We start from the raw sequence: 14,102 nt of genomic DNA on the forward strand, positions 1-14,102 counted from the left end.
CAGCGCGGGCGGTTGAGCCTTACACTGGTCCTGCAACCGTCATGGCGGCGGTTCAGTTCGACACGGCCGGTCATTCAGCGACGTACATTCACACGCGCCATTGCACGGCTAGCGCACGTTTGGGCCGTCTCATGAAAAAAACCCTGCTTCTCATCGCATCCTATGTCGTGGCGTTTGCCGCGGGCTTCGCTGCGGGCATCTATGCCTTGCCTGTCCTCACGGCGCCACCGGCACCCTCCGCCGCCGAAATCGCCTCCCAGACAAGCCAGGCCACATATACGGGTCAGTTCCGCCGGGACCTCAAAGACAGTGACCTGTTTCACTGGGGCGAGGGCACGGTCTCGGTCAGCCCGCAAAGCATTGCCCTGTCGGGAAGGCTTGCGCCGGGGCCGGACTACAAGCTGTATCTGTCGCCCGAGTTCGTCGAAACCGAGGCGGACTTCGCGCGCCTGAAGGCACGCATGATGCGCGTCGGGGACGTCAAAACCTTCGAGAATTTCGTGGTTCCAGTCCCGGGGTCGGTCGACATCTCACGCTACAACACGGTAATTGTCTGGTGTGAGTCTTTCAGCCAGTTCATCACGGCCGCCAGGTATCGCTAGACGCGGAAAACCGTGCACCGGTTCGCTGGCGCCGAGCGGTCACACAAGCGGTGGTTTTGACGAGGATGCCGGCAAGGCCACAGCCCGCATCTGCCCGGCGGCAGCGCTCTCAATCATTCAATCCCACTTTGGCGCGAGACCGTCCGGATTGGCCAGGCGCTCGCCGCGGTCGAGTGTCGCGATCTGTGCCATGTCCTCGTCGGTCAACCGCAGCTGCTGCGCCAGCAAATTGCCTTGCAGGTTGGCGCGCTGGGTGGACGACGGAATCACGGCGTAGCCCAGTTGCAAAGCCCAGGCCAGCGCCACCTGCGCGGCTGTGGCGCCATGCTGCTGCGCGATCTGCCGGATCACCGGGTCCTGCAACACCTTGCCGTAGGCCAGCGTCATGTACGAAGTAATGTGAATGCCCTGGCTGCGTGCGAAGTCAGCGAGCCGGCGGTTTTGCAGGTAGGGGCTGAGCTCGATCTGGAGCGTGGCGATGCTGGCCGCGCCCACCACCTCGATGGATTCCTGCAGCAAGGCGATGTTGAAGTTGGAGACGCCGATCTGTTTTGTCAGTCCTTGCGCCTGGGCCTGCATCAAGGCGCCCAGCGTGTCGGCCAGCGGCACCGCCTGGCCGGGAGACGGCCAGTGGATCAGCGTGAGGTCCACCTGGTCGGTGCGCAGTTTGGCCTGGCTGTCCTTGAGGCTGGGAATGACGCGGTCTCTGGCGAGGTGTTCGGTCCAGATCTTGGTGGTCAGGAACAGCTCACTGCGCGGCACGCCGCTGGCGGCAATGGCCTGGCCGACCTCGGCTTCGTTGCCATAAATCTGCGCGGTGTCAATGAGCCGGTAGCCGAGCTCCAGCGCGTTGCTGACGGAGTCGACAACGACCTGGTCTTTCAGGCGAAAGGTGCCGAGGCCGAATGCGGGAATGATGGGAAGGGTCATGTTGGTGTCCTTGTTTCTGCTGAATAAATGAATAAGTCAGTGTGATAAGTCAGTGGGCGGGCACCGGGCCCTGGCTGGCCGCGCGGGCCGGCACACCGTCGCGCACGTCGAGGCGGCCGCTCCAGAAGGTCAGCGCCAGCGCCACCAGTACCACCCCGGCGCCTATCCAGGGCGTGTGCATCAGGCCCAGGTGCGTGACCACCAGGCCGCCGGCCCAGGCCGCAAAGGCAATCCCCAGGTTGAAGGCGGCGATGTTCAGGCCCGAGGCCACGTCGATCGCCTGCGGTGTGTGGCGCTCCGCCTGGCTCACCACATACACCTGCAGGCCCGGCACATTGCCGAACGCCACGGCACCCCAGAGCAGCACGGTGGCCACCGCCAGCCACGAATGCGGCGCGGTGAATTGAAACAGCAGCAGCACGGCGGCCAGCAGCGCGAAGATGATCTTCAGCGCGGCAATCGGCCCACGGCGGTCGGCCAGGCGCCCGCCCCAGAGGTTGCCCGCAGCGACCGACACGCCGTACACCAGCATCACCCAGCCGACGGCGCCGGCGCTGAAGCCCGACTGCTGCAGGATGGGTGCGAGAAAGGTGAAGGGAATGAAGGAGCCGCCGTAGCCGATGGCCGTCTTGGCATAGACCAGCAGCAGGCGCGGCTGGGCCAGCACCTGGAACTGCTGCGCCAGCGATGCTGGTGGCGTGTGCTTGATGTTGCGCGGCACGAACAGCAGGCTCACCAGGAAGGCGATGGCGCCGAGAGCCGAGACGGCCAGGAAAGTCTCGCGCCAGCCGAAGTGCTGGCCGATGAAGGTGCCCAGTGGCACGCCAGTGACCAGCGCCACCGTCAGGCCGGTGAACATGATGGCAATGGCGCTGGCGGCTTTTTCCTTGGGCACCAGGCCGGTGGCGATGGTCGAGCCGATGGAGAAGAACACGCCGTGCGCGAGGCCCGTGAGAATGCGCGCGGCGATCAGCGAGTTATAGCCCGGCGCCTGCCAGGCCAGCAGGTTGCCCAGCGTGAACAGGGCCATCAGCCCGAGCAGCAGGGTTTTGCGCGGCAGTTTGCCGGTCAGGGCGGTGAGCACCGGCGCGCCGATGGCGACGCCCAGCGCATACAGGCTGACCAGCAGGCCGGCCGAGGGCAGGCTGATCTGCAGGTCGGCCGCCACCGTGGGCAGCAGGCCGACGATGACGAATTCCGTCGTTCCGATGGCGAAGGCGCTGATCGTCAGCGCCAGAAGGGCAATGGGCATGAGAGGCTCCGGAGGTTTCACGAAGCCTGCAGTGTGGGCTTTTTATCTTTGCAGAATAAGCCATGTACGCGCACAATATAGTTGACTTGAAATCAACAATGCCGTGCCCGTTGCACCCTGAAGTTACCCTGAAGTCACACCCTGAAAACCATGAAGACCACGATTGAAGAGCTGCTGGCCTTTCGCGCGGTGGTGGACACCGGCTCCATCACCGCGGCGGCCGACCAGCTGGGGCAAACCGTCTCGGGCATCAGCCGCGCGCTCGGCCGGCTGGAGAAAAAGCTGGCCACCACCCTGCTGCGCCGCACCACGCGGCGGCTGGAGCTAACCGAAGAGGGCCAAACCTTCCTGACCCGCACCCGCGCCATCCTGGACGCCATAGACGAGGCCGAGGACGAACTGGTGACGCGGCGCCAGCAACCGGCCGGGTTGCTGCGGGTCAATGCCGCCTCGCCCTTCATGCTGCACGGCATCGTGCCGCTGGTGCCGGCATTCAGTGCCCTGTTCCCCAAGATCAGCCTGGAGCTCAACACCGATGACCTCAACGTCGACCTCCTGGCCCAGCGCACCGACATCGCCATCCGCATCGGGCCGCTGCGCGACTCCACGCTGCACGCGCGGCCGCTGTGCAGCAGCCGCCTGCGCGTGCTGGCCAGCACGGCCTACCTTGAAAAACACGGCAGACCCAAACGTGTTGCAGACCTCGCCAGCCATGCGCTCATCGGCAACAGCCAGTTGCCGGCGCTGAACGAGTGGCCGCTGCGCGGGCCGCATGGCGACAGCTACGCCGCAGCCCTTGCTTTCAGCGCTTCCAGCGGTGAGACCATGCGGCACCTGGCGCTGGCGGGCATGGGCATCGTCTGTCTGGCCGACTTCATGACCGAAGCGGATCGCGCGGGCGGCAAGCTGGTGCAGCTGCTAGTGCGCGACACGGTCGAAGTGCGGCAGGCCGTCAACGCGGTCTACTACCGCAACACAGCGCTGTCGTCGCGCATCACGGCGTTTCTGGATTTCATCGCAGCGCGGCTGCGCTGACTCGACAACAGAACCCTGGCTGGGACTGAAATCACGCGGGCCCAGAGCAGCACGGCGCGTAACTTATCGTCCGCTGCCGAGGAACTTCCCAATCAACGCAACGGTCGCATCAGGGCTCTCCTCCATGAGCCAGTGCCCCGCCTTTTGCACCACCTCTTCCTGGACATTCGTCGCCGCGTTGCGCATCACAACGGCCATGGTTGCGCCGAATGATTTTTCGCCTCCGATGGCCAGCACGGGCATGGCCAGTTTGCTTTTGGACCAGGTGACTTCCGTTCCGACATGGCGAAGATCGACGTGCCAACGCTGGTCGTTCATGGCGACGATGACCAGGTTGTTCCATTCGAGGCCACCGGCAAACTCGCGGCCAGCATGATCAAGGGCCCTGCGCTCAAGGTCTATCCCGGCGCGCCGCGCGACCTGCGTCACGAACCAAGACGACATCAATAGGGAGCTGCTGGCCGTCATCAAAGGCTGAGCGTTTCAAGCGCGGTGGCCACAGCCCGGCCCTGCGCCGTTTTAGAAACCCACACATGCCCCACGCAAAAAAAGCCGGGCGCACCTTCCAGGTCAGTGATTTTTACGGAGCCGGGCTTGTTTGCGTCAGCGCGTTCAGCACCAGTGCGAGCGCCGCCACCGGCGCCAGGATGGCCCAAAATCCCATGGGCTTGAAAGCCAGCGCACCGCCGAGCGAGCCTATCGCGAAGGCCGTGATGGCCGGCCACATCGCGTGCACACGCGTCGCCGCAGCTGCGGATCCCGGCGCCTTGGTCAACAGGTCAATCAGGTCCATGGATATCTGGGTCACATTACCGGTCATCACGGTGGACGGACTCATCTTCGAGAAGGTGCTTCGCGACGCCGCGTTCTGCACCGACATGCCGAGCACGCCCAGCAAGCCCACCACGATCACCTGCCAGCCGTCCTGGTGCAGAAACGGCGTGGCGAGCACACCGCTGGCCATGAATGCCAGCAGCAGTAGCAGTTGCACAACCACCACCGCCACGCCAGACGCACGGCCCTCCCGCTCACAACGCAGTTGCCAGGCACGGGTCGCCACCACGCCGGCCACAAAGGCCGGCAGCGCCAGCAACTTGCCCAGCACGGCGGCGCTGCCGGCGCCCGCGATCGCCGCGCCTATAAGCACGAAGTTGCCGGTGACGTGAGCCGTGAACAGCCCAAACAGCGCGACAAACCCGAAGGTGTCTACGAAGCCCGCCGTGAACGAGAGCAGGATGCTCACACGCCGGCTGGCCAGGGGCCCGGAGGCGTCTGGCGTCGCCGGCGCGGGCGCAGGCGCGGAGGAAAACGCCTGCGGCGCGGTGGCGGTGGGATTGGTGGTACTCATGGATATGTCCTCGGGATGTGGAACGCCAGCGCCGGCGGCTTCAGGCCAAGCCTGCTCTTGCAGCAGACGGTGCCCTGCCCGTCGGCAACCCGGCGCCAGGAGTGAAGAGTCAAGAGCTTGTTTCTTGACTGATAGAGAATGGGCTTTCCAAGCCTCCCGGTTTGCGGCTTTTCTGCCCTCACACCGTCATTCTTCATAGATGCCGCGCGCAAAACCGGTACGCGGCAGCCAAAAATCGCACTTTTCAACAAGCCATTCCATGCAGGCTGTCCTATGATGCTAGCACTGTCACCTTTGCGCCGCCCTGCGCGCTGACGGACGTCGCCACGTGGTCATGCCCAAAACCGAATCGGCCACAGTGACGTCCACATCCGCCGGGGTCCTGCCCATATCCTGAGGAAGGAACCGACCATGCCAACATCCGGCGAACACATCGTAGTCAAAGCCCACGAATTCCAGTTGCTGGATGCGAACGGTCAGCAGCAAGCGCGCCTAGGCGCGACCGCTAACGGCGTGGCGCTGACCATGGGCAGCAGTGGCAGCGGACCACAGCTGTGGCTTGGCGCGGACGCGGGCGGAGACGCCGCCCTGCAACTCTTCGACCGGGACACCGGTGCGAAGCGCGTCGAGATCAGTCTGGACGCCAAAGGCACGCACGTGTTTTTGGCTGGTGAAGGCGGGCAGCAAAGCTACTTGTTCCTGAAAAACGGCGGGCCGACCGGCGTAGTGCTGACCGACCAGGCGGGCAAGCGCCGCGCCCAGGTGATGGTCGATGCTGCCGGAAAACCCGACATCAGCACCGATCCATCCTGACCCATTTGCACAACAAGGACCATTGCCATGACATCCACGCACCTCAATCCCGACAGCCCCGAAAGCTTCTCGCACGGGAAAGTAACGTTCAAGGCTGTAGCCATGAGCCCGTCAGCAACGGACACCGCCTTGCAGGTCGTCTGCTTTCCCGACCAGACGCTGAACCAGACCTACGGCGGCGGCACCGAGCTGATAGATGCAGGCTTCAAGGGCGCCATTCGAGACCTGCGCAGCGAGGATATTTTTCGCGGTGAACGGCTCGAAACGCTGCTGCTACAGCCCGCGCGCCAGCAGATCCCCGCGCGTAACCTGCTACTGATTGGCTTGGGCGACCCAACCATGCTGACACTGGACACACTCACAGCCGTGGGTCGTGTCGCCGCGCGCGAAGCCATCAAGCTCAACGTCTGGAGTTTTTGCTTCGCGCCCAGCCTGAAGGACGCGGGGCTCTCGCTGTTCGACGCGTCCGAGGTGTCTGTCGCGCTCGCACGCGGCATGACACAGGCCATTTCCTGGGCACAGACGCTGCATGCGCGAGGTCTGCAGCAAGACTTCCTTCTGGAGGAGGTCATATTCCTGGCAGGCACGCAACATCTCGAAAGCTCACTCAAGGGATTGAGGACCGCTTTCGGCAAATGACCGCATTCATGCTCTCGCCTCTATTCGAGCTGACGGTTTCCCCACTGGACCTGATCGTCCGTACGCTGGTCGTGTACGCGATCGTGTTGGTTCTATTGCGGATAGCCGGTCGCCGTCAGATCGCTCAGATGGGTCCCACCGAGTTGGTGGCGATGCTGCTGATCAGCAACGCCGTGCAGAACTCCATGGTTGGCGGGGACAGCTCGCTCGCTGGGGGCCTGATCTCCGCCGCCACGCTCGTCGTGTGCAGTCGCGCCATCCGCTACCTTACGTTTCACAGCCACGCCATGAGTGCCCTCATCGAAGGCAAGCCCATTACCGTGGTCATCGACGGAAAGATACTGGGCGCTGAACTCCGTAAGGTGCTGATGACAGCGCCGCAGCTCCGCGCATTGCTCATGCTGCAGGGTGTCGAAGACATGGCCGAAGTCCGGCGGGTGGTGCTCGACTCCGAGGGCCGGCTGATCGTCACCCACAAAGGCTCCCCCATCGAGTCGGAAATCGACAAACAAGAGTCGACATGAGCGCATCCAGCACAGCTACTCCCGGCAGCTGGGCGCCCTTGGCGGAACCACTGTTCCGCACCCTGTGGATCGCCACCCTGATCGCCAATACCGGTACCTGGACGCAGGACATGGCGGCCAGCTGGATGATGATATCGGCGACCGACTCGCCGCTGCTCGTATCACTAATGCAAGGCGCGGCCAGCCTGCCTTACTTGCTGTTCGCCTTCCCGGCAGGCGTACTTGCCGACAGCCTTAACCAGCGCACCATGCTTGTCACGGCGGCCTTCTTCGTGGCCTGCGTGTCGGCGCTCATGGCCGGTTTGTCGCTGGTAATGCCCATCGCGCCCTGGATGCTGCTTCTCTACGTTTTCGCCATGGGTGCGGGCGGTGCGTTCTACTATCCGGTCTGGAAAGGCGTGGTGCCACAACTCGTCAAGCCGGAACTGCAGACCTCGGCATTTGGCCTTGACGGCGTTTCCGTGAACCTTGCGCGTGCGTTGGGACCCGCCATAGCCGGTATCCTCATCGGCCTTCAAAGCCCATCGCTCGCGCTGGCCTTCAATGCGCTATCCTTCATCGCCTTGGCCTTGCTTCTGCTCCGCTGGACGCCCGAGGTGCGGACGGTCAAGCCCATCTCTGCCACAGCATTCGTCTCGTCATTGCGCACCGGCATCCAGTTCGCACGCTTTTCGCCTGCGGTGCTGCGCATCCTGAGCAGAAGCCTAATGTTCCTGTTACCGGCCAGCGTGATGTGGGCGCTGCTGCCGCTGATCGGACGTAAGGCCATGGGACTTTCATCGGGCGGATACGGCATGCTGGTGGGCAGCGTCGGTCTCGGCGCCATCGCCGTCATCGGACTGATGCCGCGGCTCAAGAGCCGACTGGGCACGGAAGGCATGATGTTCGCGGGCAACCTGTGCTTCATCGCCAACTTGGCGGCTCTCGCCTACATCCCGCATTTTGGGACCCTGTGCGCGACCATGGCGCTCGCCGGCGCCGGCTGGATACTGGTTCTCTCCAACTTGCAGGCAAGCCTCCTGCCGGCCACACCCACCTGGGTGCGCGGCCGCGTCATCGCCATTTACTCCTTGACGTTTTTTGGCGGTGTCAGCGCGGGCAGCATTGTCTGGGGCTTCATCGCCCAGCTCTCCAGCCCCCAGATTGCACTGACGATCGCGCTGCTTACGCTTGCAGTCACTGCTACCTGTGGTCTCTTTCTGACCCTGCCATCGACCGGCAGTGCCAGCGCCACACCATCGCCGCCGCTCCCCCTGGCCACGATGACGCCGGTCTTCAGCGAGACCCTCGATATACAGGGGGAAGGACCCATCGCCGTCTACAACGACTACCAGGTTCCGCCTCAGAACCGCGCGGAATTTCTCGAAAAAGTCATCATGCTCGGAAGGATCAGACGAAAAAACGGCGCCTACCAATGGGGCATTTTCGAAGACCTTGAGAACCCAGCGCTGCAAAAGGAACGATTCATGGTGTCGTCCCGGACTGAGTATGGGGACCAGAACGACCGGATCTCCGACGAAGACCAGGCCGTGTTGTCCGACATCATCCGGTTGACCGTGACCAGGCAGCCCCCAGCGCAGCGATACTTCAGACTGGAGGCCATCAATTGAGCATGGAGGCTGCCGGCCCCTTCGAGCCGGCGCTTGCACTTTTTACGACCGGGATGTCAACGCAAACCTGTATCAGACATTACCTTGACTCTTTTTTGGAGAACTCGACCATGTTCGCCACACCCAAAACGAATGAGCCAGTCACTCAGTCACTAGATTCTTTTGGGTGCATGTCAGGGCTATTGGGGAAAAATCAGGAACCTGGCTCTGGAATCAGATTTTTCCGTTGACAGGACCGCTCCAGGGCAAGTGCAAACGCCGGCGAGCGACCGAGGCTTCCTAACGGGAGTGTCGCCAGGCGCCACACCGCCGCCGGATTTTTCACGCACACCATGCCTTCGAGCATGACTTCGAGACGAGTTCTGTGTACCCGCGAACCATGACCCCGCAGCAGAACCGGCGCATTTTGCGGATCGACGACATGCCCTCGATCCATGAGGACTTTCTTGTCTTGGGTGTCCCAGCACGCCTTTGAGCGCGCCTTCGCTTTGCGCTTTCATCCAGGCGCAGATTTCTTTGTAGCTGGCTTCACCTTAACGCGCAGTGCGACGGTCCCAGCACAGCGCGGCCACGAGCAGGAGGCCGCCGACCAACCCCAGGTGTTCAAGAAAAGCATTGCGGTTGTGGAACTGCTCCATGCCGCTCATGGTCCAGAACGGGTGGCCGATGACCGTGGCGATCACGGTGAACCCGGCCAGCGCGAGCGCGCCCAGGGCCGACCACAGGCCGCGGCCCAGCAGCATCAGCGCCGCGCCGACCAGCTGCGTGGCGAGCGTCGCGGCGGCAAAGACCGGCGCCGGGCTCAGGCCGAAATGCTGGGCCTCGCCGATCGCTGCGTCAAAATTCAACAGCTTGGACACGCCGCTGTAGACGAAGGCGATCGCCAGCAGGACTTTGGCGGCCCAGAGCGCCTGTGTTGAAAATTGTGGGTTGTGGGTGTCCATGGCGTTGTCCGTGGTGACCATTCTTGTCATTCTTTATCTACAGCCAGCAGGCGCAGCCCAGCGCGCCCCAGAAGCTCTTCTCGTCCGACACCGGCGTGTTGGCCAGCCAGCTTTTCGTGTGCGCATGGCCATGAACGGCGCAAGGCTTGACGCAGCAATCGGCAAACGGCAGCAGGGCCTTGCGTTGCGTGGTTGGGGCGGCGCGGCCCGGCTGGTTGCCACCCAGTGCAGGTTCGCGCCAGTAGCCACCGTAGGCGTTGGTCGGCGCCCAGTCGTTGGCGGCTTTGGGCATCGGTGGCGCGAGCCTGGCGAAGTCGCCGTCGCCATGCACGATGCGGCCGCCAACCACTGTCAGGTGCGAGACCAGGTCCTTGATGTCGGCCTCTGGCACACCGAAGAAGTCGCGCGAGGGCACGATGAAATCGGCCAGCTGGCCGGCCTTGATCTGGCCCTTTTGCCCGTCGGCATTGGCGAACCAGGCGCTGCCGGTGGTCCACAGCCGCAGCGCGGTGTCGCGGTCGAGCAGGTTGTCGGGCCGGTACATCGTGGTGCCGCCGACGGTCTGGCCGGTGATCATCCAGTACAGGCAGATCCAGGGGTTATAGCTGGCGACGCGGGTCGCATCGGTGCCGCCACCGACGGGCAGACCCGCATCAAGCATCTTGCGGATCGGCGGCGCTTGCTCGGCGGCCCGGGCCCCATAACGCTCGATGAAATATTCGCCCTGGTAAGCCATGCGGTGCTGCACGGCGATGCCGCCGCCCAGCGCCTTGACGCGCTCGATGTTGCGCAGGCTGATGGTTTCGGCATGGTCGAAGAACCAGTGCAGGCCGTTGAAGGGAATGTCGCTGTTGACTTTCTCAAACGTATCGAGTGCGCGGCCTATCGATTCGTCGTAGGTCGCGTGCAGCCGGAAGGGCCAGCGCTTTTCGACCAGCAGGCGCACGACGCCTTCGAGCTCGTCCTCCATGCTCGCAGGCAGGTCGGGGCGCGGTTCGCGGAAGTCCTCGAAATCGGCAGCGGAGAACACCAGCATTTCGCCGGCGCCGTTGTGGCGGAACATGTCGCTGCCGGACAGCGGCGGCAACATGTCGGTCCACTGCCTGAAGTCGTCTATCTCCTGCTTGGGCCGCTGCGTGAACAGGTTGTAGCCGATGCGCACGGTGAGCTCATCCGCGTCACGCAGTTTCTCGATCACGCGGTAATCGTCGGGGTAGTTCTGAAAGCCGCCGCCGGCGTCGATCACCGAGGTGATGCCGAGTCGGTTGAGTTCGCGCATGAAGAGCCGGCTCGAGGCCTCCTGCGCGTCGGGGTCGAGCTTGGGGCCTTTGGCCAGCGTGGCGTAAAGAATCATCGCGTTCGGCTTGGCAAGCAGAAGGCCTGTCGGGTTGCCACTGGCGTCGCGCACGATCTCGCCGCCGGGCGGGTTCGGCGTGTCCTTGCCGTAACCGACGGCGCGCAGCGCCGCGCCGTTCAGCAACGCGCGGTCGTACAGGTGCAGGATGAAGACGGGGGTGTCGGGCGCGACGGCGTTGATTTCTTCCAGCGTCGGCAAGCGCTTTTCGGCGAACTGGTGCTCGGTGAAACCGCCGACCACGCGCACCCATTGCGGCGCCGGCGTGCGCGCCACCTGGGCCTTGAGCATCGCCATCGCATCGGCCAGCGAGGGCACACCGTCCCAGCGCAACTCCATGGTGTAGTTCAGGCCGCCGCGGATCAGGTGCGTGTGGCTGTCGTGCAGACCTGGCAGGGCAGCGCTGCCGCCCAGGTCAATCACCTGCGTCTTGCTGCCGGCGTGACGCATGACTTCTTCGCGGTCACCGACAGCGATGAACTTGCCGCCGGCGATGGCCACGGCCTGGGCCACCGGGTTCTGCCGGTCCAGGGTGGTGAAGCGGCCGTTGATGAAGATGATTTCAGCGGGGGTGATGGAAGCGGTCATGCGCGTCTCCAGGAGTTGGTCAAAGGAGGACCAGCAACAGAGTGCGTTCGCGCTGGCCAATTTTTGCGGGGGACTACTTGCGGGGGACTACTCTTTGCGGAATAACCAGTCGTGCACCAGCTCGGTGTAGCGCGGCATGATCAGCCAGACGACGATGGCGACGATGACGGCGGCAAGGATGCCGTGCGCGACTCCGTATGCACCCAGCACAGGAAAAGCTTTAAACACGGGTCCAAACGCCCACGGCACCACCATGGTCAGCGGCCAGATCACCGATGTGGTGATCAGCCACTGCTTCCACGCTGGTGGCTTCACCGCCGGCTCGCCGGCTGCAGGGGACTCGGGCTGGAACCAGTAATCGATGCCGGCGCCGACGCTGACCCGTTCGGCGGCCGCCAGATGAGGCTGCACGGCCTCGATCAGGCGTGCTCGCTCGGCCGACTGGTACCAGCGTGTCGCGTCGTCATGCGTGGCAAAGCTCACGATGATGGTGTAGTCGACGCCGCCCTCGGTCGGACGCACGACCTGCACCCCCTGGTGGCCCGGAAAGGCCGCGGCAGCCCCCATGGTCTCGACAAGCCAGGCCTCATACGCGGCGTGTGCGCCGGCGCGCACACGGTGACGCACGACGAAACTGACGCTGTCGGCGGACGCGCTGACCCGCTGGTCAGCGGCAGCAAGGGGGGTGCTCGCGACGCTGTTCATGGTGTGCTCTCAGCCAACCTTGCGCGCCGGCATCTTGTGCACATGCGTGATCGCGTAGTCGATGCCCGAGCCGTAGGCGCCGGAGTGCTCCACGACGATGCCGGTGGTGGCGGCGTAGGTTTCCTTGCGTGCCCAGTCACGCTGCATTTCCAGCAGGAACTGCTGCCAGGTGATTGGCACGGCGCCCGCCTGAATCATGCGCTGCACCGACATGTTGTGTGCCGCGACCGAGGTGCCGCCGGAGGCATCCTCTACAAAGTAGACCTCATAACCATCCGCCATCGCCTCGAGCGCCGGGAAGTTCAGGCAGACCTCCGTCCAGAGCGCAGCGAGCACCAGCTTTTTGCGGCCGAACTTCTTCAATTCAGCCTTCACGGCCTCGTCATCCCAGGTGTTCATGCTGGTGCGCTCGAAAATCTTGTTATTGGGCAGTACGGCGAGCAGTTCAGGCCAGATGTTGCCCGAGAAAGACTCGGTCTCCACCGAAGTCAGCACCGTCGGTACCTTGAAAGCCTGGGCCGCCTTGGCCAGGCCGATGACATTGTTCTTCAGCAATTGCCGGTCGATGTTGGCGACGCCGAATGTCATTTGCGGCTGGTGGTCGATCAAGACCAGCGCGCAGTTTTGCGGGGTCAGCAGTTCGAGTTTGCCTTGCGTCATGATGCTTCCTTCAGGGGGTGGTTTAAAACGAAATGAGCCTGAATCCTAGACTGCTTCCTATAAGATGACTAGTTAGCAATTTGGAACCAAACTGCATCCAAAGAGGAAACAATGGACCGACTCGACGCCTTGCAGGCGCTGGTACTTTCAAAACAGTTCGGCAGCTTTTCGGGGGCCGCGCGCGCATTGGGTGTGACGCGCTCGCACATCAGCAAGCTCATCGCTTCGCTGGAGGCGGAATACGGCGGCGCTCTCTTCGCCCGGTCGACCCGAGCCCTTGCCCTGACCAGCGCCGGTGCCACCCTGCACGACTACGCAGTGGACCTGCTGGCGATTGCCGCCGAGGCCCGCGAAGCCATGTCGGCCTTGCAGGGTACGGCGTCCGGGCCATTGCGGGTCAACGCGCCGATGTCGTTTGGCCAGCTGGTGCTGGCGCCGCTGCTACCGGGTTTTCTGGCGCAGCATCCCCAGATCGAGCTGCGCGTGGAACTGAACGACCGCGTGCTCGATCCGTTCGAGCATGGCTTTGATCTCACGCTGCGCATTGCAGAGCTGACGGACTCTTCACTGGCGGCGCGGCGCATGTGCGGCGTGCCCCGGGCCATCTATGCGGCCCCGAGTTACCTGCAGGCACATGGGGTGCCGGACTCGCCGCAGGCACTCAAGACGCACCGTTGCCTGAACTACGCACACGTCAACACGGGCCATGTGTGGCGCCTTGGCAAGGGCCGGGAAACCGCGCATGTCGCAGTTGGCGGACCGCTGTGCTCGAACAACGGCGAACTGCTGGTGGAGGCCGCCGTCGGGGGCGCCGGGCTGATATTGCAGCCCGGCTTCCTGGCGGCCGGGCACATCGCGGCGGGCCGGCTGGTGCCGGTGTTGCCGCAGTGGCAAGAGTCTCCGGAAATCGCGCTGTATGCGCTCTATCCCGCGGCCCGTCGCGTGTCCCTTGCGGTACGCGCCCTGATCGACTACTTGATCGAGGTGCTGCCCAACAAGGTGGCGTCAACGAATTAGTGCTTGCCCCGGCCTGGTGCCACCTGGCCTGCGATCCGGCATCGAGTCGGATCCACGAGAGCCCAGGAACGATGTGGTTAT

Annotated in this window: 14 protein-coding genes and 1 pseudogene; 7 read left to right on the forward strand and 8 right to left on the reverse strand. The window is 63.7% G+C overall.

Annotated elements, in window-relative coordinates; all coding sequences use genetic code 11:
• Positions 1-131: 131 nt before the first annotated feature.
• A complete protein-coding gene (locus tag AC1DS5_RS02080; RefSeq protein ID WP_477716583.1) occupies positions 132-602 on the forward strand; it encodes a DM13 domain-containing protein in 471 nt (156 codons plus the stop codon).
• Between the two features lie 117 nt (positions 603-719).
• Here the strand turns inward: AC1DS5_RS02080 and dkgB are convergent, their stop codons facing one another.
• Both dkgB and AC1DS5_RS02090 read right to left on the reverse strand, forming a co-directional pair.
• Positions 720-1,532 carry a 2,5-didehydrogluconate reductase DkgB gene (dkgB, locus tag AC1DS5_RS02085; RefSeq protein WP_477716584.1) on the reverse strand — a complete coding sequence of 271 codons (813 nt, stop codon included), beginning with the start codon at positions 1,530-1,532 and terminating at the stop codon, positions 720-722.
• A gap of 49 nt (positions 1,533-1,581) precedes the next feature.
• Positions 1,582-2,784 carry an MFS transporter gene (locus tag AC1DS5_RS02090; protein ID WP_477716585.1) on the reverse strand — a complete coding sequence of 401 codons (1,203 nt, stop codon included), beginning with the start codon at positions 2,782-2,784 and terminating at the stop codon, positions 1,582-1,584.
• A 150-nt stretch (positions 2,785-2,934) separates the two neighbouring features.
• On the opposite strand from AC1DS5_RS02090, the gene AC1DS5_RS02095 reads away from it, so the two are divergent.
• Entirely contained in the window at positions 2,935-3,819 is an 885-nt protein-coding gene (locus AC1DS5_RS02095; protein WP_477716586.1) for a LysR substrate-binding domain-containing protein, read from the forward strand.
• A 63-nt stretch (positions 3,820-3,882) separates the two neighbouring features.
• On the opposite strand, the pseudogene AC1DS5_RS02100 reads toward AC1DS5_RS02095, so the two are convergent.
• Positions 3,883-4,074, reverse strand: a pseudogene (locus AC1DS5_RS02100) (alpha/beta fold hydrolase); the annotation flags it as partial.
• A 325-nt stretch (positions 4,075-4,399) separates the two neighbouring features.
• Positions 4,400-5,167 carry a YoaK family protein gene (locus AC1DS5_RS02105; protein ID WP_477716587.1) on the reverse strand — a complete coding sequence of 256 codons (768 nt, stop codon included), beginning with the start codon at positions 5,165-5,167 and terminating at the stop codon, positions 4,400-4,402.
• A 411-nt stretch (positions 5,168-5,578) separates the two neighbouring features.
• Here AC1DS5_RS02105 and AC1DS5_RS02110 point away from each other — a divergent pair, with 411 nt between their 5' ends.
• Genes AC1DS5_RS02110 through AC1DS5_RS02125 form a run of 4 tightly spaced genes read left to right on the forward strand, consistent with a single transcriptional unit; the run spans position 5,579 to position 8,753 of the window.
• Complete coding sequence (locus AC1DS5_RS02110; RefSeq protein WP_477716588.1) at positions 5,579-5,980, forward strand: hypothetical protein; 402 nt, start codon at positions 5,579-5,581, stop codon at positions 5,978-5,980.
• A gap of 27 nt (positions 5,981-6,007) precedes the next feature.
• Positions 6,008-6,619, forward strand: coding sequence for a M17 family peptidase N-terminal domain-containing protein (locus AC1DS5_RS02115; RefSeq protein ID WP_477716589.1), 612 nt, complete (start codon positions 6,008-6,010; stop codon positions 6,617-6,619).
• Positions 6,616-7,143, forward strand: coding sequence for a DUF421 domain-containing protein (locus tag AC1DS5_RS02120; protein WP_477716590.1), 528 nt, complete (start codon positions 6,616-6,618; stop codon positions 7,141-7,143). The genes AC1DS5_RS02115 and AC1DS5_RS02120 overlap by 4 nt, the downstream gene beginning before the upstream one ends.
• On the forward strand, positions 7,140-8,753 hold the full coding sequence (locus AC1DS5_RS02125) for an MFS transporter (RefSeq protein WP_477716591.1): 1,614 nt from the start codon (positions 7,140-7,142) through the stop codon (positions 8,751-8,753). Before AC1DS5_RS02120 ends, AC1DS5_RS02125 begins: the two co-directional genes overlap by 4 nt.
• 533 nt (positions 8,754-9,286) lie before the next feature.
• Here the strand turns inward: AC1DS5_RS02125 and AC1DS5_RS02130 are convergent.
• The 4 genes from AC1DS5_RS02130 to AC1DS5_RS02145 all read right to left on the reverse strand — a co-directional run bounded on the left by AC1DS5_RS02130 (position 9,287) and on the right by AC1DS5_RS02145 (position 13,004).
• Complete coding sequence (locus tag AC1DS5_RS02130; protein ID WP_477716592.1) at positions 9,287-9,718, reverse strand: DoxX family protein; 432 nt, start codon at positions 9,716-9,718, stop codon at positions 9,287-9,289.
• A gap of 16 nt (positions 9,719-9,734) precedes the next feature.
• Positions 9,735-11,639, reverse strand: coding sequence for an amidohydrolase (locus AC1DS5_RS02135; protein ID WP_477716593.1), 1,905 nt, complete (start codon positions 11,637-11,639; stop codon positions 9,735-9,737).
• A gap of 87 nt (positions 11,640-11,726) precedes the next feature.
• Entirely contained in the window at positions 11,727-12,344 is a 618-nt protein-coding gene (locus AC1DS5_RS02140; protein ID WP_477716594.1) for an antibiotic biosynthesis monooxygenase, read from the reverse strand.
• A gap of 9 nt (positions 12,345-12,353) precedes the next feature.
• Entirely contained in the window at positions 12,354-13,004 is a 651-nt protein-coding gene (locus AC1DS5_RS02145; protein WP_477716595.1) for a hydrolase, read from the reverse strand.
• A 111-nt stretch (positions 13,005-13,115) separates the two neighbouring features.
• Between AC1DS5_RS02145 and AC1DS5_RS02150 the strand changes: the two genes are divergently transcribed.
• A complete protein-coding gene (locus AC1DS5_RS02150) occupies positions 13,116-14,021 on the forward strand; it encodes a LysR family transcriptional regulator (protein WP_477716596.1) in 906 nt (301 codons plus the stop codon).
• Positions 14,022-14,102: the final 81 nt, after the last annotated feature.

Source organism: Polaromonas sp. P4_H1, from assembly GCF_056400945.1.

Bases quoted from the DNA above. Each gene is read 5' to 3' on its own strand.
- AC1DS5_RS02080 (WP_477716583.1), top strand. From the start codon at position 132: ATGAAAAAAACCCTGCTTCTCATCGCATCCTATGTCGTGGCGTTTGCC.
- dkgB (WP_477716584.1), bottom strand. From the start codon at position 1,532: ATGACCCTTCCCATCATTCCCGCATTCGGCCTCGGCACCTTTCGCCTG.
- AC1DS5_RS02090 (WP_477716585.1), bottom strand. From the start codon at position 2,784: ATGCCCATTGCCCTTCTGGCGCTGACGATCAGCGCCTTCGCCATCGGA.
- AC1DS5_RS02095 (WP_477716586.1), top strand. From the start codon at position 2,935: ATGAAGACCACGATTGAAGAGCTGCTGGCCTTTCGCGCGGTGGTGGAC.
- AC1DS5_RS02105 (WP_477716587.1), bottom strand. From the start codon at position 5,167: ATGAGTACCACCAATCCCACCGCCACCGCGCCGCAGGCGTTTTCCTCC.
- AC1DS5_RS02110 (WP_477716588.1), top strand. From the start codon at position 5,579: ATGCCAACATCCGGCGAACACATCGTAGTCAAAGCCCACGAATTCCAG.
- AC1DS5_RS02115 (WP_477716589.1), top strand. From the start codon at position 6,008: ATGACATCCACGCACCTCAATCCCGACAGCCCCGAAAGCTTCTCGCAC.
- AC1DS5_RS02120 (WP_477716590.1), top strand. From the start codon at position 6,616: ATGACCGCATTCATGCTCTCGCCTCTATTCGAGCTGACGGTTTCCCCA.
- AC1DS5_RS02125 (WP_477716591.1), top strand. From the start codon at position 7,140: ATGAGCGCATCCAGCACAGCTACTCCCGGCAGCTGGGCGCCCTTGGCG.
- AC1DS5_RS02130 (WP_477716592.1), bottom strand. From the start codon at position 9,718: ATGGTCACCACGGACAACGCCATGGACACCCACAACCCACAATTTTCA.
- AC1DS5_RS02135 (WP_477716593.1), bottom strand. From the start codon at position 11,639: ATGACCGCTTCCATCACCCCCGCTGAAATCATCTTCATCAACGGCCGC.
- AC1DS5_RS02140 (WP_477716594.1), bottom strand. From the start codon at position 12,344: ATGAACAGCGTCGCGAGCACCCCCCTTGCTGCCGCTGACCAGCGGGTC.
- AC1DS5_RS02145 (WP_477716595.1), bottom strand. From the start codon at position 13,004: ATGACGCAAGGCAAACTCGAACTGCTGACCCCGCAAAACTGCGCGCTG.
- AC1DS5_RS02150 (WP_477716596.1), top strand. From the start codon at position 13,116: ATGGACCGACTCGACGCCTTGCAGGCGCTGGTACTTTCAAAACAGTTC.